The sequence below is a fragment of the Halothiobacillus diazotrophicus genome, assembly GCF_001663815.1.
Taxonomy (GTDB): Bacteria; Pseudomonadota; Gammaproteobacteria; order Halothiobacillales; family Halothiobacillaceae; genus Halothiobacillus; species Halothiobacillus diazotrophicus.
Window position 1 is genome coordinate 1,724,373 of the sequence record NZ_CP016027.1, and the last position, 15,471, is coordinate 1,739,843.

At 60.6% G+C, this 15,471-nt stretch carries 7 protein-coding genes and 1 tRNA gene; 4 read left to right on the plus strand and 4 right to left on the minus strand.

Features of this window, described 5'->3' with window-relative positions; all coding sequences use genetic code 11:
- Positions 1 to 10 precede the first annotated feature (10 nt).
- From A9404_RS07600 to A9404_RS07610, 3 genes are all read left to right on the plus strand, one after another.
- Positions 11 to 1,963 (plus strand): alpha-amylase family glycosyl hydrolase, encoded by a 1,953-nt coding sequence (locus tag A9404_RS07600; protein WP_066099780.1) that lies wholly within the window; start codon positions 11 to 13, stop codon positions 1,961 to 1,963.
- 196 nt (positions 1,964 to 2,159) lie between these two features.
- Positions 2,160 to 3,032, plus strand: a complete 873-nt coding sequence (locus tag A9404_RS07605) for an alpha/beta fold hydrolase (RefSeq protein WP_066099783.1) — start codon at positions 2,160 to 2,162, stop codon at positions 3,030 to 3,032.
- Entirely contained in the window at positions 3,025 to 4,188 is a 1,164-nt protein-coding gene (locus A9404_RS07610) for a helix-turn-helix transcriptional regulator (RefSeq protein WP_156521278.1), read from the plus strand. The genes A9404_RS07605 and A9404_RS07610 overlap by 8 nt, the downstream gene beginning before the upstream one ends.
- 114 nt (positions 4,189 to 4,302) lie before the next feature.
- On the opposite strand, the gene A9404_RS07615 is transcribed toward A9404_RS07610, so the two are convergent.
- The 4 genes from A9404_RS07615 to A9404_RS07630 form a co-directional block, all read right to left on the minus strand.
- Positions 4,303 to 6,819: a hypothetical protein gene (locus tag A9404_RS07615; protein ID WP_066099789.1), complete on the minus strand. Its 2,517-nt coding sequence runs from the start codon at positions 6,817 to 6,819 to the stop codon at positions 4,303 to 4,305.
- A 541-nt stretch (positions 6,820 to 7,360) separates the two neighbouring features.
- Positions 7,361 to 12,175: a CHASE domain-containing protein gene (locus A9404_RS07620; RefSeq protein WP_066099793.1), complete on the minus strand. Its 4,815-nt coding sequence runs from the start codon at positions 12,173 to 12,175 to the stop codon at positions 7,361 to 7,363.
- Positions 12,172 to 14,253 (minus strand): putative bifunctional diguanylate cyclase/phosphodiesterase, encoded by a 2,082-nt coding sequence (locus tag A9404_RS07625; protein WP_066099795.1) that lies wholly within the window; start codon positions 14,251 to 14,253, stop codon positions 12,172 to 12,174. Before A9404_RS07625 ends, A9404_RS07620 begins: the two co-directional genes overlap by 4 nt.
- A gap of 404 nt (positions 14,254 to 14,657) precedes the next feature.
- Positions 14,658 to 14,733: transfer RNA gene (locus A9404_RS07630), tRNA-Phe, on the minus strand.
- Between the two features lie 138 nt (positions 14,734 to 14,871).
- On the opposite strand from A9404_RS07630, the gene hisB reads away from it, so the two are divergent.
- The gene (gene hisB / locus A9404_RS07635; RefSeq protein WP_197490302.1) at positions 14,872 to 15,468 is read left to right on the plus strand and encodes an imidazoleglycerol-phosphate dehydratase HisB; all 597 of its coding nucleotides are present in this window, start codon (positions 14,872 to 14,874) and stop codon (positions 15,466 to 15,468) included.
- The last annotated feature ends 3 nt before the right edge of the window (positions 15,469 to 15,471 follow it).

A 15,471-nucleotide genomic window follows, 5' to 3' on the forward strand; every position in this document is an offset into this window, starting at 1 on the left:
GAGAGGACGTATGTACGAACAAGCCTCCCATGCCTTGCTGAACGAAATCCTGCTTGAACTGAAACCCGAGATCGGCAACGCGCACCTCCGTCACTTCTACACGCGGCTGGGCGCGAATTTCTATGCGATCTACTCCCTGTTTCACCGGCTCTACGGCGAGCGTCCGGATTTCAAGAAACAGATGAAACGGCTGGTCGAGACCCTCGTCCTGCGGTATATCGAACGCTCGCCCACCCTGCGCAAATCCGATCTGGCCCGTGAACGCGACTACAACTGGTTCCTGAATCAGGAATGGGTCGGCATGGCGCTGTACTGCGATCGCTTTGCAGGCGATCTGAAAGGCCTGCGCACCCATCTCCCCTATCTGCAGGAGCTGGGCATCAACCTGCTGCACGTGATGCCCATGCTCGACTGCCCGCCGGACCGGAGCGACGGCGGCTATGCGGTTCGCGATTTCCGACGCATCGACCCCCACTTCGGCACCCTGCGCGACGTGACTTCCCTGGCCTCGGCCCTGCGGCGCCGCGACATGCTGCTGGTGCTCGACGTCGTCGTCAACCACACCTCGGACGAACACGAATGGGCGCAACTGGCACGCGCCGGCGACAAGAAGTACCAGGACTACTACTTCGTGTTCGACGACCGGGAAATCCCCGACATCTACGAACAGACCATGCCGGAGATCTTCCCGGAAACCGCGCCCGGCAACTTCACCTGGGACGAGGAAATGGGCAAATGGGTGATGACGGTGTTCAACACCTACCAGTGGGACCTGAACTACCACAACCCGGCCGTGTTGATCGAGATGATCGACATCATCCTGTACTGGGCGAACAAGGGCGCCGACATCCTGCGTCTGGACGCCGTCGCCTTCCTCTGGAAAAAGATCGGCAGCGTCTGCCAGAACGAGCGGGAGGCGCATCTGCTGCTGCAACTGATGAAGGACTGCTGCCAGGTCACGGCGCCCGGCGTGCTCTTTATCGCCGAGGCCATCGTCGCGCCGGGCGAGATCGCCAAGTATTTCGGCGAGGATGCGATCAACGCCAAGGAATGCGAGATCGCCTACAACGCCACCCTGATGGCCCTGCTCTGGGATGCGGTGGCAACAAAAAACGCCGTCCTGCTCAATCAGGGCATCAAGAGTCTGCCGCACAAGCTCGAGCGTGCGACCTGGCTCAACTACGTCCGCTGCCACGACGACATCGGTCTCGGTTTCGGCGACAGCGACATCATCGCCTCCGGCTACGATCCGGCCCCGCACCGACGCTTCCTGATCGATTACTTCACGGGGCGATTTCCCTATTCACCCGCGCGCGGACTGCCCTTCGGCGAAAACCCGAAGACCGGCGACTCGCGCATCTCCGGCTCGCTGGCCTCCCTCGTTGGCCTCGAAAGCGCGCTCGAAAGCCGCAACGAGGCGGCGATCACCAATGCCATCAAGACCATCGTGCTGCTGCACAGCGTGATCCTGTCCTTCGGCGGCATCCCGCTGCTGTACTACGGCGACGCCATCGGTACGCTGAACAGCCTCGCCTATCTGGCCGATCCGGCCAAGGCCGACGACAACCGATGGATGAACCGATCCCATTTCGACTGGAACAAGGCCAGTCGCCGTCATGAACAGGGTACGGTGGAGCAGCGCATCTTCAGTGCCCTGCAACGGATGATCGCGCTGCGCAAGGAGGTCAAGGCCTTTGCGGACTTCGACAACCGCCAGCTACTCTCGGTGGACAACCCGAACCTGCTGATCTTCACGCGCAGTGACCCCTACAACTTCAACGACCACGTGCTCGTCATCTGCAATCTCAACGATGCCCCACAGCGCCTCTCCATCGACAACTTGCGGGCGCACGGCTATTTCCTCCAGGAAAACATGAAAGACCTGTGCACGGGATCGCTGCTCGAAGTGGCCGGAGACACCCTGGAACTCCCCCCGCTTTCCCACTTCTGGCTCATCGAGTAGTCCTTCCCCGGATCATCCACACGCCGCCGCCCGGGATAGGGGCCCTGACTGGGCCCCACGAACGGCTCGAAGCCGATAGTCGTCGTGATAATTGACCCCACTACCGACACTGGGCAACAATAAAAAACGGAGCCGTATCGCCTCGACCGTACCGCCCGGTCGTGTGCGCCCAGCCATAAAACCATTACAAGCAGTCATGAAAGATCGTGCTAACCAACTATTCCCGCTTCGGGATGGACGGCGCTTGGGCTATGCCGAATATGGGGATACGACAGGCAGACCGCTGTTCTACTTCCATGGCATACCGGGCTCGCGCAAGGAGCTTCTGTTCGACGAAGCCAGTCTGACGGCGCAAGGCGTCCGCCTGATTGTGCCCGATCGACCGGGCTATGGTCTTTCGGACCCGCTTGCGCACCGTCGAATCCTGGACTGGCCGGACGACGTCGCCCAATTGGCGGACAGCCTGAATCTGGCGCAGTTTCACGTATTCGGTTTTTCCGGTGGCGGCAGTTTTGCCCTGGCCTGCGCCCACCAACTGCCGGAACGCGTCACTGCGGTAGGGCTGCTCGGTTGCGTGGCGCCCCTGGATACCCCCGGCATGCACGATGCCGTTCCCCCCGCACTTCGCGACATGTACGCGCTGGCCGCCAAGGCGCCGGATGCCCTGGCGCAACACTTTGCGCCCCTTGCGGCTGCACCCGAAGGGGTACTGCAGGTACTGGCCTCGGGCGCACCGGAACCGGATCGTGCCGCCTTTGCCGACCCGGTGCTCCGTGATCGACTCCTGACCGATTTCACCGAAGCCCTGTGCCAGGACGCCCAAGCCACGGCCTGGGACCTGCATCTGATCGCCTCGCCCTGGGGTTTCGACCTCCGCCGGGTCCAGCAGCCCGTCCACCTCTGGCACGGTACCCTGGATCAAAATGCGGGACCCGCCATGGGGCATTATCTGGCCGAAATCCTGCCCTGCTGTCATGCCCGGTTCCTGGAAAGCGAGGGACATTACTCGCCGTTCAAGCACATGGGCACGATCCTGGAGCCGCTCATGGATCAACGGAAGGGTGACTGATGTGGGCAAGGATACGGTCGATCTGGACACCTACGACACGCTCGTGTGCGCCATCTACGACGCCGCCAACGATCCCGCGCTGTGGCGCGCATTTCTCGAACGCCTCACGGAGGCCTTTCGGGGTCATGGCGCCTCACTCCGGCTTCTGGACGCCCATTCCCACTATCCCAGTTTCAGCGCGTCACACGGCTACGATGATACGTTCACCCAGCAGTATCTCGACTACTACTACCAGACGGATATCTCCATTCCCATTCTGGAAGACGCCGACCAAGGGACGGTCATCGCCCGATCCGAATTCATCCAAGACAGGGACTACCAAAACTCCGAGTACTTCCAGGATTTCGGCCGACGGTGGGGCATCAATGACCTGCTCGGCGGCTACTTCATGAAAACCCCGAGCTGCAACGCCCGCATCGGCGTGCACCGCCCCTTGGGAGAGCCCACGTTCGGCCCGGAAGACAAGCAACTGATGTCGCGCTTGATGCCCCATTTGCATCGAGCCTTTCAAATCAGCCGCCACATCCAGCAGATCAAGGCCCAGCAAATGGCCAGTCAACACGCGTTTGACCATATCCCCTTCGGCGTGGTGCTTGTGGATAGCGATGGAAAGCCCGTGGTCGTGAATCGCCAGGCCGAAGACATGAGTCGTAAGGATGGCGGCATTCTCATTCGCGCCGAGGGGATTTCGACCGGCGCCCCCCAAACGACACAGGTGCTTCGCCACCTCATCCAGCAGGCAACGGGGCACGAAAATGGCAAGAGCTACAGCGGCGGCGCCCTTTCCGTCGAACGCGCGCGATCCACGTTACCGCTTTCGATCATGGTCGCCCCCCTGAATGCCGGGCAATCCGTGTTCGGACGGGACAACGAGCAGGCGACCGCCGTCGTCTTCATCAGTGACCCTCTGCAGGAGCAACATGTTTCACCGGAAATCCTGAGCATCCTCTACGGACTCACCAAGGCAGAAGCCCGCCTCGCCCGGGAACTGGCCCTGGGCAGGACCCTGGACGAAATTTCGGACCGGTACCAGCTGAGCAAGCACACCCTCCGCGCCCAACTCAAGGCCACCTTCGGCAAAACGGGCATCAGCCGTCAATCCGAACTCGTCCGGTTGGTGCTCGGCGGGCCCGCCACGCTGAGCCTCAACCGCTAACCCGCCCGAACTTTCGCTTGCTCAAGACAGCGCACGCAATGAAACACGCGCAATAAAAAGGGATGGACGACCTCCCGATCGTCCATCCCGCTGGCGCCTGACGACGCGTGCCCCTTAGAAAGCCCGCGTGAACGTCAGAAGCACCGTACCGCCACTGCTCACCGCCAGCGTATTGTTGCTGTTCGACAGGCCGAGGGTGAATTGGGACGTCGTACCGATCGACCCGATACCCGATGAATTGTTCGCATCGCCGTTATCGTCGTAGCTCAGGTTGACGGCCAAGCTGCCGGTCGCGGTATCGAGCGTGTACGTGCCGACCTCCAGGCCGTTATCCGGCGCGGTATATCTCGGATCGTTCTCCGCGTACAGAAGCGTTCCGTCCGGGAAGATGGCCAGATACTCGAACGAACCGGCGCCTTGCGCACCGTCCAGCCGCCAGATCCCCTGATAGGCATTTGCTGTACTGAAGTCCACGGCGGAGAGAGTGAACGATGAACCGTTCGACAGGGTCACGGTCATGACGCCGTTGTTCACCTGAAGCGTGTCATGGGACGGCGTGCCGATGCTGCCGGCCCCCGACGATGCCCCCGAGGTCGTGGTGTTGTCGTCGTAGGTGACATTCAGGGTCACGCCACCGGTGGTCGCATCGTAGGTGTAGGTGCCGACTTCCAGGCCGTTCTGCGGTTCCGTCACGCTGGTGTCGTTCTCGGCATACGCGAACGTGCCATCCGTGAACAGGATCAGATACTGGAAGTTGGCACCATTCACGCTGCGCCAGGCACCCAGGACACTACTGTTGCCGCTCGGCGTCGGGGTCGGCGTGCCGCCCGAGCCGCCGGGGATCACATCCTGCACACCGGCGACTGTCCGTCCGAACATATCCGTCGCGAAGACGAGCACGGACTGCTTCGTGGCGGCGCTGTTGGCCGTCGGGACATTCAACGTGACGGATCGCGCATCGCTGGCGACGCTGACATCCACCGCCCGATCGTAGGAACCGTCAGCCAGATTGCGATCGAAGGTCACGTCATCGTTGGTCGCGCCGTCCGGCAAGGTCCAGGACACGTCCAGCGTGCCGTAGACGAAATTGCCGAGGTCCGTCTGGGTCGGGGCCGTCACCACGGGGAAATAGGCCGTTTCGGTGGACAGCAACGGGCGCTTGATCAGCGTGCCGGTTGCGTTGTCCACCATCAGGTCGTCCGCCGTACCGGCGAGCGTCGCTGCGTCGCTGACGGTGACTCGCGGGTTGCTCGTGGCATAGATGTTCGTGTCGCCATTGACATCGTGATAGCGCGTGAAGGTATACGCGGAACCATCGGCGATGGTTTTCGCCACGGCATCCGTGACCGGATAGCCGTAGATCATGTAGTCATTCGACGCCTTGTTGGCGAAGCTGTTGAAATCGTACTGTACCAACACCACGCCCTTCGCCGGCAAGCCGGGCCCGGTCACGATGAAGTAATCGCCGGCCTGAAACTTGTTGCCATTGTCATGGACGTTGAGATTCAGCTCCGAATAGACGGTGCCGGTGGATTGATACAGCTGGCTTTCGCCATTGACGTGCGTATCCCAGTTCGCCCCGTTGCCGAGAAGCATCCAGCCCGTGCCGTCATTGGACAGGTTCATGGTGTTGGCGCCGAAGCGAATCGTGGCGGTCTGCGGAGATGCCGCCGTATCCAGACTGACCAGCGTGAACGCCTCGAGCGCCTGACGCGACTTATCGGCATCCGCCTTGATGGTCGGGTCCGCACTGGTGAAATAGGTGATGATGGCCGCCTTGTCGGTACCGTTCATGAGAAAGCCGGCATCGAAGTACGCCCCCACCTGGGCACTGGTCGGAATGCCGTTGGCGAACAGGGCATTGAAGTCCCGGATCCGCGTTGCGATCGCGCCCAAGGCATCGATGGACGTAGCCGTATCGGACGGAACATCCAGGACGGTATTATCGGCCGGATTGCTGAAGTCGTCGGTGATGGGGGTCACGGTGCCGCCCAACCGGTAGCTGATGGTGGCCGTATTCGCGCTCGCATCCACCTTGACCTCGATCAGGTCGAGCAGGGAGTCCATGCCCGAGTGATCGGCCGTGAATGGCGCATGCAGCACATCCACGTCGCTCGGCAGGCCGGATGCCGTCAACAGCGGACCCAGGCGACCGATCAGCTGGGTCACGGCAGATTTGATCGCATCGGCGACGAGCCGGGAAAAATCGGGCGAGGCAAAAAACGCCGCGCTATCGTCCCCCACGACATTACTGACGACGAGATCCGTCAGCGGCGTGATATTGACCGTACCGCCCAGGTCGCCCTGAGTCGCCACCGAAGAGAGGACATAGGCGTGACCGCCCGCCACACCGCGCGCCTGCAGGATCATCGGTGCGGTCAGCCCCGTCGTGTCGACCGAAAAATGCCCGTTGGCATCGATCGGCGCCGTGACGGACTTGCCATTGGCCCCCTTGACCTCGACAACCCCGCTAAGCGCGGCGCCCGCGGCGGCTGTGCCACTGACCGTGGTGGATTGACTGACGTTCGGCGTCGGGTTGGTTGCCGTCGTACTTCCGCCGCCTGAGCCGCCACATGCGGCGAGCAGCGTCGCCAGGAATGCAACGCATAGGAATTGGGTGCTCCGTTTCATGATGAACCTCTTTTCGTTTGTCGTCGTTTTGTTGTCGTTTCCTAGCCGCCGTCCGAGTCCGGGATACGGTTTTTTTATCCACCCAAAACCTACTGTCGCCTGGACAGAACCGCATCCCCCAAATGGGGGATGCGGTCATCGAAGAAGACAATCTCCCAGGCCTGAATGGGCAGAGGTTGGAAGACAGCTCATTGGAAATGGGTCAATGGAGACAAGCGAATGGAGACAGGCCATTGCAGATAGGAGCGAAGAACCCGCGTCGAGTAAGCAGCCAATAAGACATGCATCGCACTCAATTCGCACCGGCACTCAGCGCGTCGGGCAGGCGCAGGAACTCGGGAAGATTAGGATGAGATCGCGCTGCGTTAATCAGAACGCGAAGATAGGCCCCCTGTGGAGGCCCCCTTATGCCCGATCATCGTCAGGTCACACTGACATGTCTGACAAGCGGGGGAAACGTTGGCAGGCACGAACACACGAAAGGAACCCACAGGTACGTAGCCGGACCTGCCACGCTTAAGGATCGATGAATGAAGGGGGGTCACCGATCCAGAGACATGCGGGCGGACAGAAGATCCTGCGCGGTCTTGAAGTCGAGCTTTCTGAGGCTGGCGTCGAATCGCGGATAGGCCTCGGCGCCGAGAGTGGCCCGCAAAGCCCCCCCTTCCCGCGACGCGAATTCGAATGCCGCCATGTCCTGATGCGCCAGCAGATCGAGCAAGTGTTGCACCTGCTCGGTTGTCAGCGGTATCTGCGCTGTGCCGTCCGGTGCGGTCGCCGCCGCCCGCGCGTCATGCCAAGAAGCGAGTACGGCCATGCTGTCCTGCTGGAGTTGCTTCAGTCCTTCGGCAAGAACCGTCATCTGCGCGTGGATCGGTTGATCCCCGGCGCGCAAGGCCTGCTCGAGGGCCGCCGCCTGGCGGTGCAAGTCCGCCGCCCCCACCATGCCCGTGGCACTTTTCAGATTGTGCATCTGGGCCGCCAGGGCACGGCGCTGCTCGGACGCCTCGGCCCGATCGATCGTGGGCGCCGGCGGCGTCATGAGATTGGCATGCTCCTGCAGCAGGCGGTCCAGCGTCCCAAGAAAGAGTTGCTCGTCGCCCAGCAGCAGACGCTTGGATTCTGCCCCATCGATCCCCGGAATCCGCGGCCAATTGGTCGTGCCTTCGGCCTCATCGTGGTCGTTCGCCTCATCGGCGGGGAGATCCTCGATGGCCAGCTTCTGCCCGCGATAATGCTCCACGGCAGAACGCAACCGGTTGATCAGCTGGTTGGGGTCAATCGGCTTGGTCAGAAAATCGTTCATGCCCGCCCCAAGAGCGCGCCGCCGTTCCTCGACCAATGCCCCGGCGGTCAGCGCCAGAACGGGGATCTGGGTCAGTGCCAGCTGTCCGCGAATCAGACGGGTCGCCTCCAGGCCGTCCATACCGGGCATCTGGACATCCATCAGCACGACATCGTAGTTATCGGATGCTTCCTTGAGTCGGTCGAGGGCGGCATACCCACTGTTGGCCGTGTCGACGATGGCGCCATTGCGCACCAGAATCTGCGTGACGACCTCGAGATTGATGGCGCTGTCGTCGACCACCAGCACGCGAACGCCCGGCAACCAGCGGGCCTTCAGCGACTCGGTCCGGGTGGCCTCCAACACGCGGCGGGTATTCCCCGTCTGCTCAGTCACGATCTCGTTGACGGCGGCAAACAGGCTGGAAGCATTGACCGGTTTATGTAGAAAACGATGCGACAGGTGTTGGTCGTCCAAGAGCTCGATCTGATCGATGTCACTGGCGGAGACCATTAGCACGGCGGGCAGTCGCTCCCGACCGACTTCCTCTGCCAGGGCAGCGATGGCCGAAAGCCCATCCATGCGCGGCATATGCCAGTCGACGATCAGCGCATCCGGCGGACGCAACCCGCTGTTGACACGTTTCATGTATGCGTCGACCAATTCGGCACCATCGTGCACGACCTGAGCACGCCAGCCCAGGGTAATGGCGAGTTGCTGCATCTGCCGGGCATCCGCAGGATGGTCCTCGGCAATCAAAACATAGATTGCGGTGTTATGTTCGTCCTGACCGGCCACCTCCTCGGCACGGGGAATCCCCATGGGAATATCCGCCCAGAACTGGCTTCCCGCATCCTCGCGACTTGAGACTCCAACCACGCCACCCATCAATTCGACCAACTTGCGTACGATGGACAGGCCCAACCCCGTACCACCATAACGGCGGGACGTACTGCTATCCGCCTGCGTGAAAGCCTGGAACAAACGGGACTGGACGTCCGGGGACATCCCGATCCCGGTATCCGACACCGTAAAGCGCAGCCATACGTGGTCAGGTTGAGGCGTCGACGGGGTTCGTACCTCGGCGCGCAGAACGATCTCACCGGTCTCGGTAAACTTCAGGGCATTGCCGAGCAGATTCAGCATGATCTGATGCAGTCGCGTGGGATCGGTGCTGACCCAGACCGGCAGGTCACGGTCCAGATCCAGCGCGAAACGCAACTGCTTCGCCTCGGCCTGGGGCGCGAACACGCCGGCCACCGCCTCGAGCCACTCGGGCAAGTCGATCGGCACCTGCTCGAGGGCCATTTCCTCCGCCTCGATCTTCGAGAGATCCAGCACGTCGTTGACGATGCCCAGCAGCGTGCGGCCGGAGAGCTGAATCTTCTCCACCAGACGCCGTTCCGCCTCGGTCAGTGGTTCGTCGGCCAGCAGATGCGTGAAACCGATAATCGCATTGAGCGGCGTGCGGATCTCGTGGCTGGTATTGGCAAGAAACGCGCTCTTGGCTTCATTGGCCTGCTCGGCCAGATGCAGGGCGTCATGGAGCTGTGCCCGGATCGCCAGGCGTTCGCTGATATCGCGAATCGCGGCATAGACCAGCATGCGATCGGGCAACGCCACGGGACCGAGGGAAATCTCCGCCGGAAACTCCCTGCCATCGCGCCGACGACACTGCACACCCTGATCGCCACCCAGTGTCAGCACTTTAGGTTGCGAGAAGTATTGTCGAACGTGATCCGGATGATGGGGGGCATAACGTTCGGGTACCAACTGGTGGATCACCATGCCGGTCAGTTCTTCGCGGGCGTAACCGAAAAGCTGTTCTGCCTGCGTATTGACGAACTGGATGACGCCCTGCTCGTCCACGATCAATGCCGCTTCCGGCGCTGAATCCAGCAATACCTTGAATAAGGCGCTTTCCTGGTTACGTTGGATCTCCCGTTGCGCTTGCCGGGTATCCCACAGTCGTCGCTGCGCGGACACCCACAATTGGTACTCGATAACGGCGGCAATTACAGCCAGTGCCAACAGGGACAAGACCAATCCCAGAATCTGCAGAATCAGGGTCCGATAGACGGGAAACTGCGGCTTCACGGAAAAAATGCGCAACGCATCGGATTTTTGCAGATCGTCAGGGAAAAATCGGGTTTGACGGACCCACACTCCGCCCTCCGGCCCCGCCCAACGACTCTGGCCGTCGATATCCAGCCCCAGCGTGTTGTCACGCTGCTTGAATTCATCCGTCCAACGATAGGGGTGTCCCAAATCGAAACCGAAAGTGAGCGAAGGGTCCGGATTGAGCAGAAAATCGCCTGTCTGGTTCGTAATGTACAGCTCGGTTCCCTTGGGCGAGGCATTCGCCACATCGGCCAGCAATCGCTTGGCATTGACGTTGATGATAACGACGGCGAACGGTTGCCCATCAGTGCGGAAGACAGGGGTGGCAAATCGCCAGACCGGTTGATGCGGTCGTTCGATCGCGCCCTGCTCCCGATTCAAGTTAATGGGCGACACATAGACATGTCGGGCGCCCACCTTCAGCGTATTGGCAATGTAGGGGGCCAGCGCCGAATCCTGAAACATCGAATCGTCGAGAATGTCGATGTCCTTGCCAACGCGCTTGACCTTCACCCATTCCTGAAGATTGCCGCGCGCCTCAATCAGTCGCACCTGATACACGGCGGGATTGGCCAACATGTAAGCCTGGAAAATACCCGCCAATCGCGCCTTCCACTCCTCAGAAGCCGCGTGATCCTTGCTGGCGGACGCCATACCCAGCGTGCGCGCCAAACCGGAAACCGGGGGCGTGTTGGCCAAGAAACGCACGTCATGTCGATAGCGAGCCGCAGACTGATCAAGCAGATCGTAGGCCGAGGTAGTGGACTGGCCGAGGTCATCGCGCACAGCCTGCAGTTGCTGCTGTACCAGACGCACGCTCAGCCACAGGAATACGAACAACAGCAACAGCACGACTGGCGGCCAACTTCGTCGGACCAGCGCGCTGCGCAGAAATGCACGGATGCTGGCCATACCGGTTGGCGGCGGCGCATCGGCATCCGCGTCAGAATCAGCGCTCAGCTCAATGCCAAATACGACCTGACTGAGCCATATCAACAAACCCGTCAGCCCCAGGCCCAAAAAAATGATCCATCCAACCGGCATCAATTTAAGATGGTTGGCCGCTGCAGCACGCGTCTCAATACGCAACTCCCAATGCTGCCCCATGACATCGACCGGTCGAACGACCTGAACGCCCAACAAGCCCGGGGCATTGGCGGGCAATGATCGATAAAATGGCTTATTTTCATCCGGGTCGGTTAGCGTGATACCCGCCTGCGTCATCACGGAGCCCAAATCGGCCAATACGTCATCCACGACCAGTGGGGCATATACCCAGCCGGCCACGTCCTGCTCGCGCGCTTCGGGGGTCTTCGGTACCGGACCGGGGTAGACCGGGAGCAGGATCAGAAAACCGCGACGCGGCTTGTTATCGGCTTGAACGAGGGTAATGGGCTCGGTGAGATGCGACTCGTCATCCCGTGCTGCCGCCAATGCGGCCGTGCGACGACTCGCTTCCGAAGCGATGTCGAGCCCAACGGCCTGCGCATTCTCCTTGACCGGGTATATGTACTGGATGACGAAACGATCGCCCGAGTGCGGTTTCAGACTGCGAATCTGGAAATTCGGTGCGCCATCTGCCCGCGCCTGCGCAAGAAAGGCCGCCTCCTGCTGCTCGGGCACGCGACGGATAAAGCCATATCCCAACGCCCCGGGAAACTCGCGCGCCAAATCACGGCTGTTGATGTATCGCTCGAACTCATTCCGGGTAATTCGATTCACGCCCGCCGTGATGACAGCCCCGCGCGTAGCCCGCAAGCCATATTCATAAATGTTGAAACGCGCTTTGATCTGATTGGCGGCCTCGTCGGCCAGCGTATTGGTATAAGTGAGCAACACGTGCTGGTTGTACAAATGAGCCAACCACGCCGTTGCAAACGTAAACACAAGGCCGAGGAACAACGGCAGCCATGCGGAGATGCGACGCATTTTCGTCAAACCGTACTTCATAGCGAATACCGGGTATTGAGTTGATCGGCAGGCACGGGCCGGGAGAAGTGGTAGCCCTGAAGCAACGAAACGCCCAGGTCTTTCAGATGCCGGGCCTGTTCCTCCGTCTCCACGCCCTCGGCCACAGACAGCACGCCGATACTCTTGGCCAGCGTCGCCACAGTCCGCACCAGAACGTCATCGGACGGATCCCCGCGCAAGGGATCGACGAAGGCCTTGTCGATTTTCAATACGTCGACGGGCAGCTCTCTGAGGTAGCTCAGGGAAGAGAAACCGGTTCCGAAATCGTCGATCGAGATCGAAACGCCCAGGGCCCGCAGCTTCTGCATGTCGGACCGCACGCTGTCCAGATGTTTCATCATCAGGCTTTCCGTCACCTCCAGCTCGACCAGTTTGGGGTCCACGCCGCACGCCTCGATGGCTTTGAGTATGGCGGCGAGGAAATGCGCATCGAGAAACTGGACGGGCGAGATATTGATGCACATGCGGATGTGCAACCCATCATCGCACCATCGTCCGAGCTGATCGAGGGCAATCCGGATCATCTGTTCACCCAGCGGAATGATCAACCGGGTTTCCTCTGCCAGACCGATGAACTGCACGGGAGAAACCAGCTGTCCATCGTCGTCGCGCAGTCGCATCAGCGCCTCGACGGCTTCCACGTCCCCGGAAACGGGATTGATCTGGGGCTGATACAGCACGACGACGCCCTGATTGGCGATTGCACTCTTGATCCGCGTGAAGCACAGGCGTCGGGAGGTGAACCCGGACTCCATCTCCTCCGAAAAGAAGCAGACACCGCCCAGCGCGGATTCGTGCTTGGCGCGATACACCGCCTCATCGGCATGTAGCAGCAGGGTCTCGGGATCGGCGGCATCGTCCGGAAACACGCTGATCCCCAGGCAGACGGAAAAATTGTTGAGCTCCGTGTGCAGCTGGGCCAGCTGCATCACGCTGTCCTTGATGGCCTCGGCCAGCACGGCAAGATCACTGGGCTGAACCGTCTCAGGCACCATGACCATGAACTGGTCTGAGTGATGACGGCTGAGGACTTCATGCTGATGGAGCTGACCCTGGATTCGCTTGGCCACCTTCTGCAGCAGCGCGTCCCCGAAATCGAAGCCGAGTTCCTCATTAATCAGCTTGAACTGATTGATATCGAGGGCGATCAGCCCCAGCTTTTCCTCGTTTTTCTGACTGCGCGCAATCTCTGTCTTCAGGTAATCGAGAAACAGAAAGCGATTGGGCAGATTGGTCAGTTGATCGTATTGCAGGGTATGGGTCATCTTCAGCATCATGGCGCGCGCTTCGTCCATTTCGTGAAACACGATCACCGAACCGATCACCTCGTCCGTTTCGGAAATCAGCGGGGCAGCGCTGTCTTCCACAGGAACCCAATGCCCAGTCTGCCGCTGCATTTGGCAGTTGAGCGCCATGCCGACCATGCGTCGTCCCTCGATGGCCAGACGAATCGGATTGACATGCAGGGGACCATTCTCCCCGATGCGCAAGGGCATGATTTCCTCGATCGACCGACCCTTGGCCTTGTCCAGATTGATCCCCGTCAAGGATTCTGCCATCGGATTCATGAAAGTGACCTCCCCGGTCACATTCGTCGTGATGACCGCATCGCCGATCGAAGCCAGCGTCACCCGTGCATGCCGGTACAAGTCGTTCAGCCGACGTTCTCGCGCACGCAATGTCAGATGGGTGCGAACACGCACTGCGACCACTTCGGGCTGCAGCGGCTTGACGATGAAATCGACCGCACCGGCTCGAAGGCAGCGCAATTGTTCCTCGACCGTGTCGTGCCCCGTGATGAACATCACCGGCAGATGCCGGGTCTGCTCATCCGCCTTCAGCTGCTCCAGAACCTCGAAGCCGTTGAGCTCCGGCATTTCGATATCCAGCAAGACCACGTCGGGCCGTGTTTCCCGGATCCGGTCGAAAGCGGCACGGCTATCCTGCTCGAACAGCACCTGACCAAGCGACTTGAGCGTCTCGTTCAGCAGAACGATCTGACTGGCGTCGTCGTCCACGATGAAGATGCGGGGTGTGGCATTGTCCAGTGTGAACATGGGCTCTCCGTGCGTATCGTCCTGTCTGGCGGTCTAAGTGGCGTACGATGAACAGGATGCTAACCAAACCGAGCGTGGAAAACGCGGATAAAAAACCACGCGCTTTCTCTAGAAATCTAGAACAGAGAGCCGAAAAAATCCCGGTAACTGCGCGGAACGGGGTGAAAAGTTTGAGAACGCCCCCGCATGGGGCAGTCTACGTCGCACGCGGGGATTGTGGAACAGCCGGATCGGTACGGGTTATGACCGGGTTAGGTAAGCGCCGTCTCATCGCCGCCCCGTGATCAAACAAGGAAGGGAGCCTCCGGCGCATCAAACAAAAAGCCCGGGATCACGCACAGCGCAATTCCGGGCCTTTCAGGATACTGATTTTCAAGCACAAACCAGTGAAAACATGAAAATATTGGTGGCCAGGGAGGGAATCGAACCCCCGACACGCGGATTTTCAATCCGCTGCTCTACCAACTGAGCTACCTGGCCGTGCAAGGCCGCGAATTAAACGCGATTTGGCCTCGTCCGTCAAGAGCGTGCCCGCAAATTTTGCAGGAATTGCTGACGGGGCATCACCGTCCGTTGTATGCTTCCCGTCTCTTTTTTCGACTCGCACAGATGACGCACATGATGTCCGCTCGCACCTCGACAGTGACCCGCCACACCGCGGAAACCCAGATCGATCTCTCGTTGAATCTCGACGGCTCCGGGCGCGCCGAGCTCAGCACAGGCGTCCCCTTCTTCGAGCACATGCTCGACCAGATCAGTCGGCATGGCCTGATCGACGTTTCCCTGACCGCTCAGGGCGACCTGCACATCGACGATCACCACACCGTCGAGGACTGCGGGATCGTGTTCGGTCAGGCGCTGGCCAAGGCGCTCGGCGACAAGCGCGGCATCACGCGATATGGCCATGCCTATGTCCCGCTGGACGAGGCGCTGTCCCGCGTGGTGATCGACCTCTCCGGCCGACCGGGCCTCGTGTTTTCCTGCGATTTCACGCGGGCGACGATCGGCCGCTTCGAGACCCAGCTCGTCGAGGAGTTCTTCCGCGGGCTCGTCAATCATGCCGGCATGACGCTGCACATCGACAATCTGCGCGGCGACAATGCCCACCACCAGGCCGAAACGATCTTCAAGGCGTTCGGCCGGGCACTGCGCATGGCGATCAGTCCCGACGAGCGACAGGCCAACCAGATCCCCTCCACCAAAGGCGCACTGTAACCG

Excerpts from the sequence above, each read along its gene's own strand:
- A9404_RS07600 (WP_066099780.1), top strand. The coding sequence starts at position 11 with ATGTACGAACAAGCCTCCCATGCCTTGCTGAACGAAATCCTGCTTGAA.
- A9404_RS07615 (WP_066099789.1), bottom strand. The coding sequence starts at position 6,819 with ATGAAACGGAGCACCCAATTCCTATGCGTTGCATTCCTGGCGACGCTG.
- A9404_RS07620 (WP_066099793.1), bottom strand. The coding sequence starts at position 12,175 with ATGAAGTACGGTTTGACGAAAATGCGTCGCATCTCCGCATGGCTGCCG.
- A9404_RS07625 (WP_066099795.1), bottom strand. The coding sequence starts at position 14,253 with ATGTTCACACTGGACAATGCCACACCCCGCATCTTCATCGTGGACGAC.
- A9404_RS07605 (WP_066099783.1), top strand. The coding sequence starts at position 2,160 with ATGAAAGATCGTGCTAACCAACTATTCCCGCTTCGGGATGGACGGCGC.
- hisB (WP_197490302.1), top strand. The coding sequence starts at position 14,872 with ATGATGTCCGCTCGCACCTCGACAGTGACCCGCCACACCGCGGAAACC.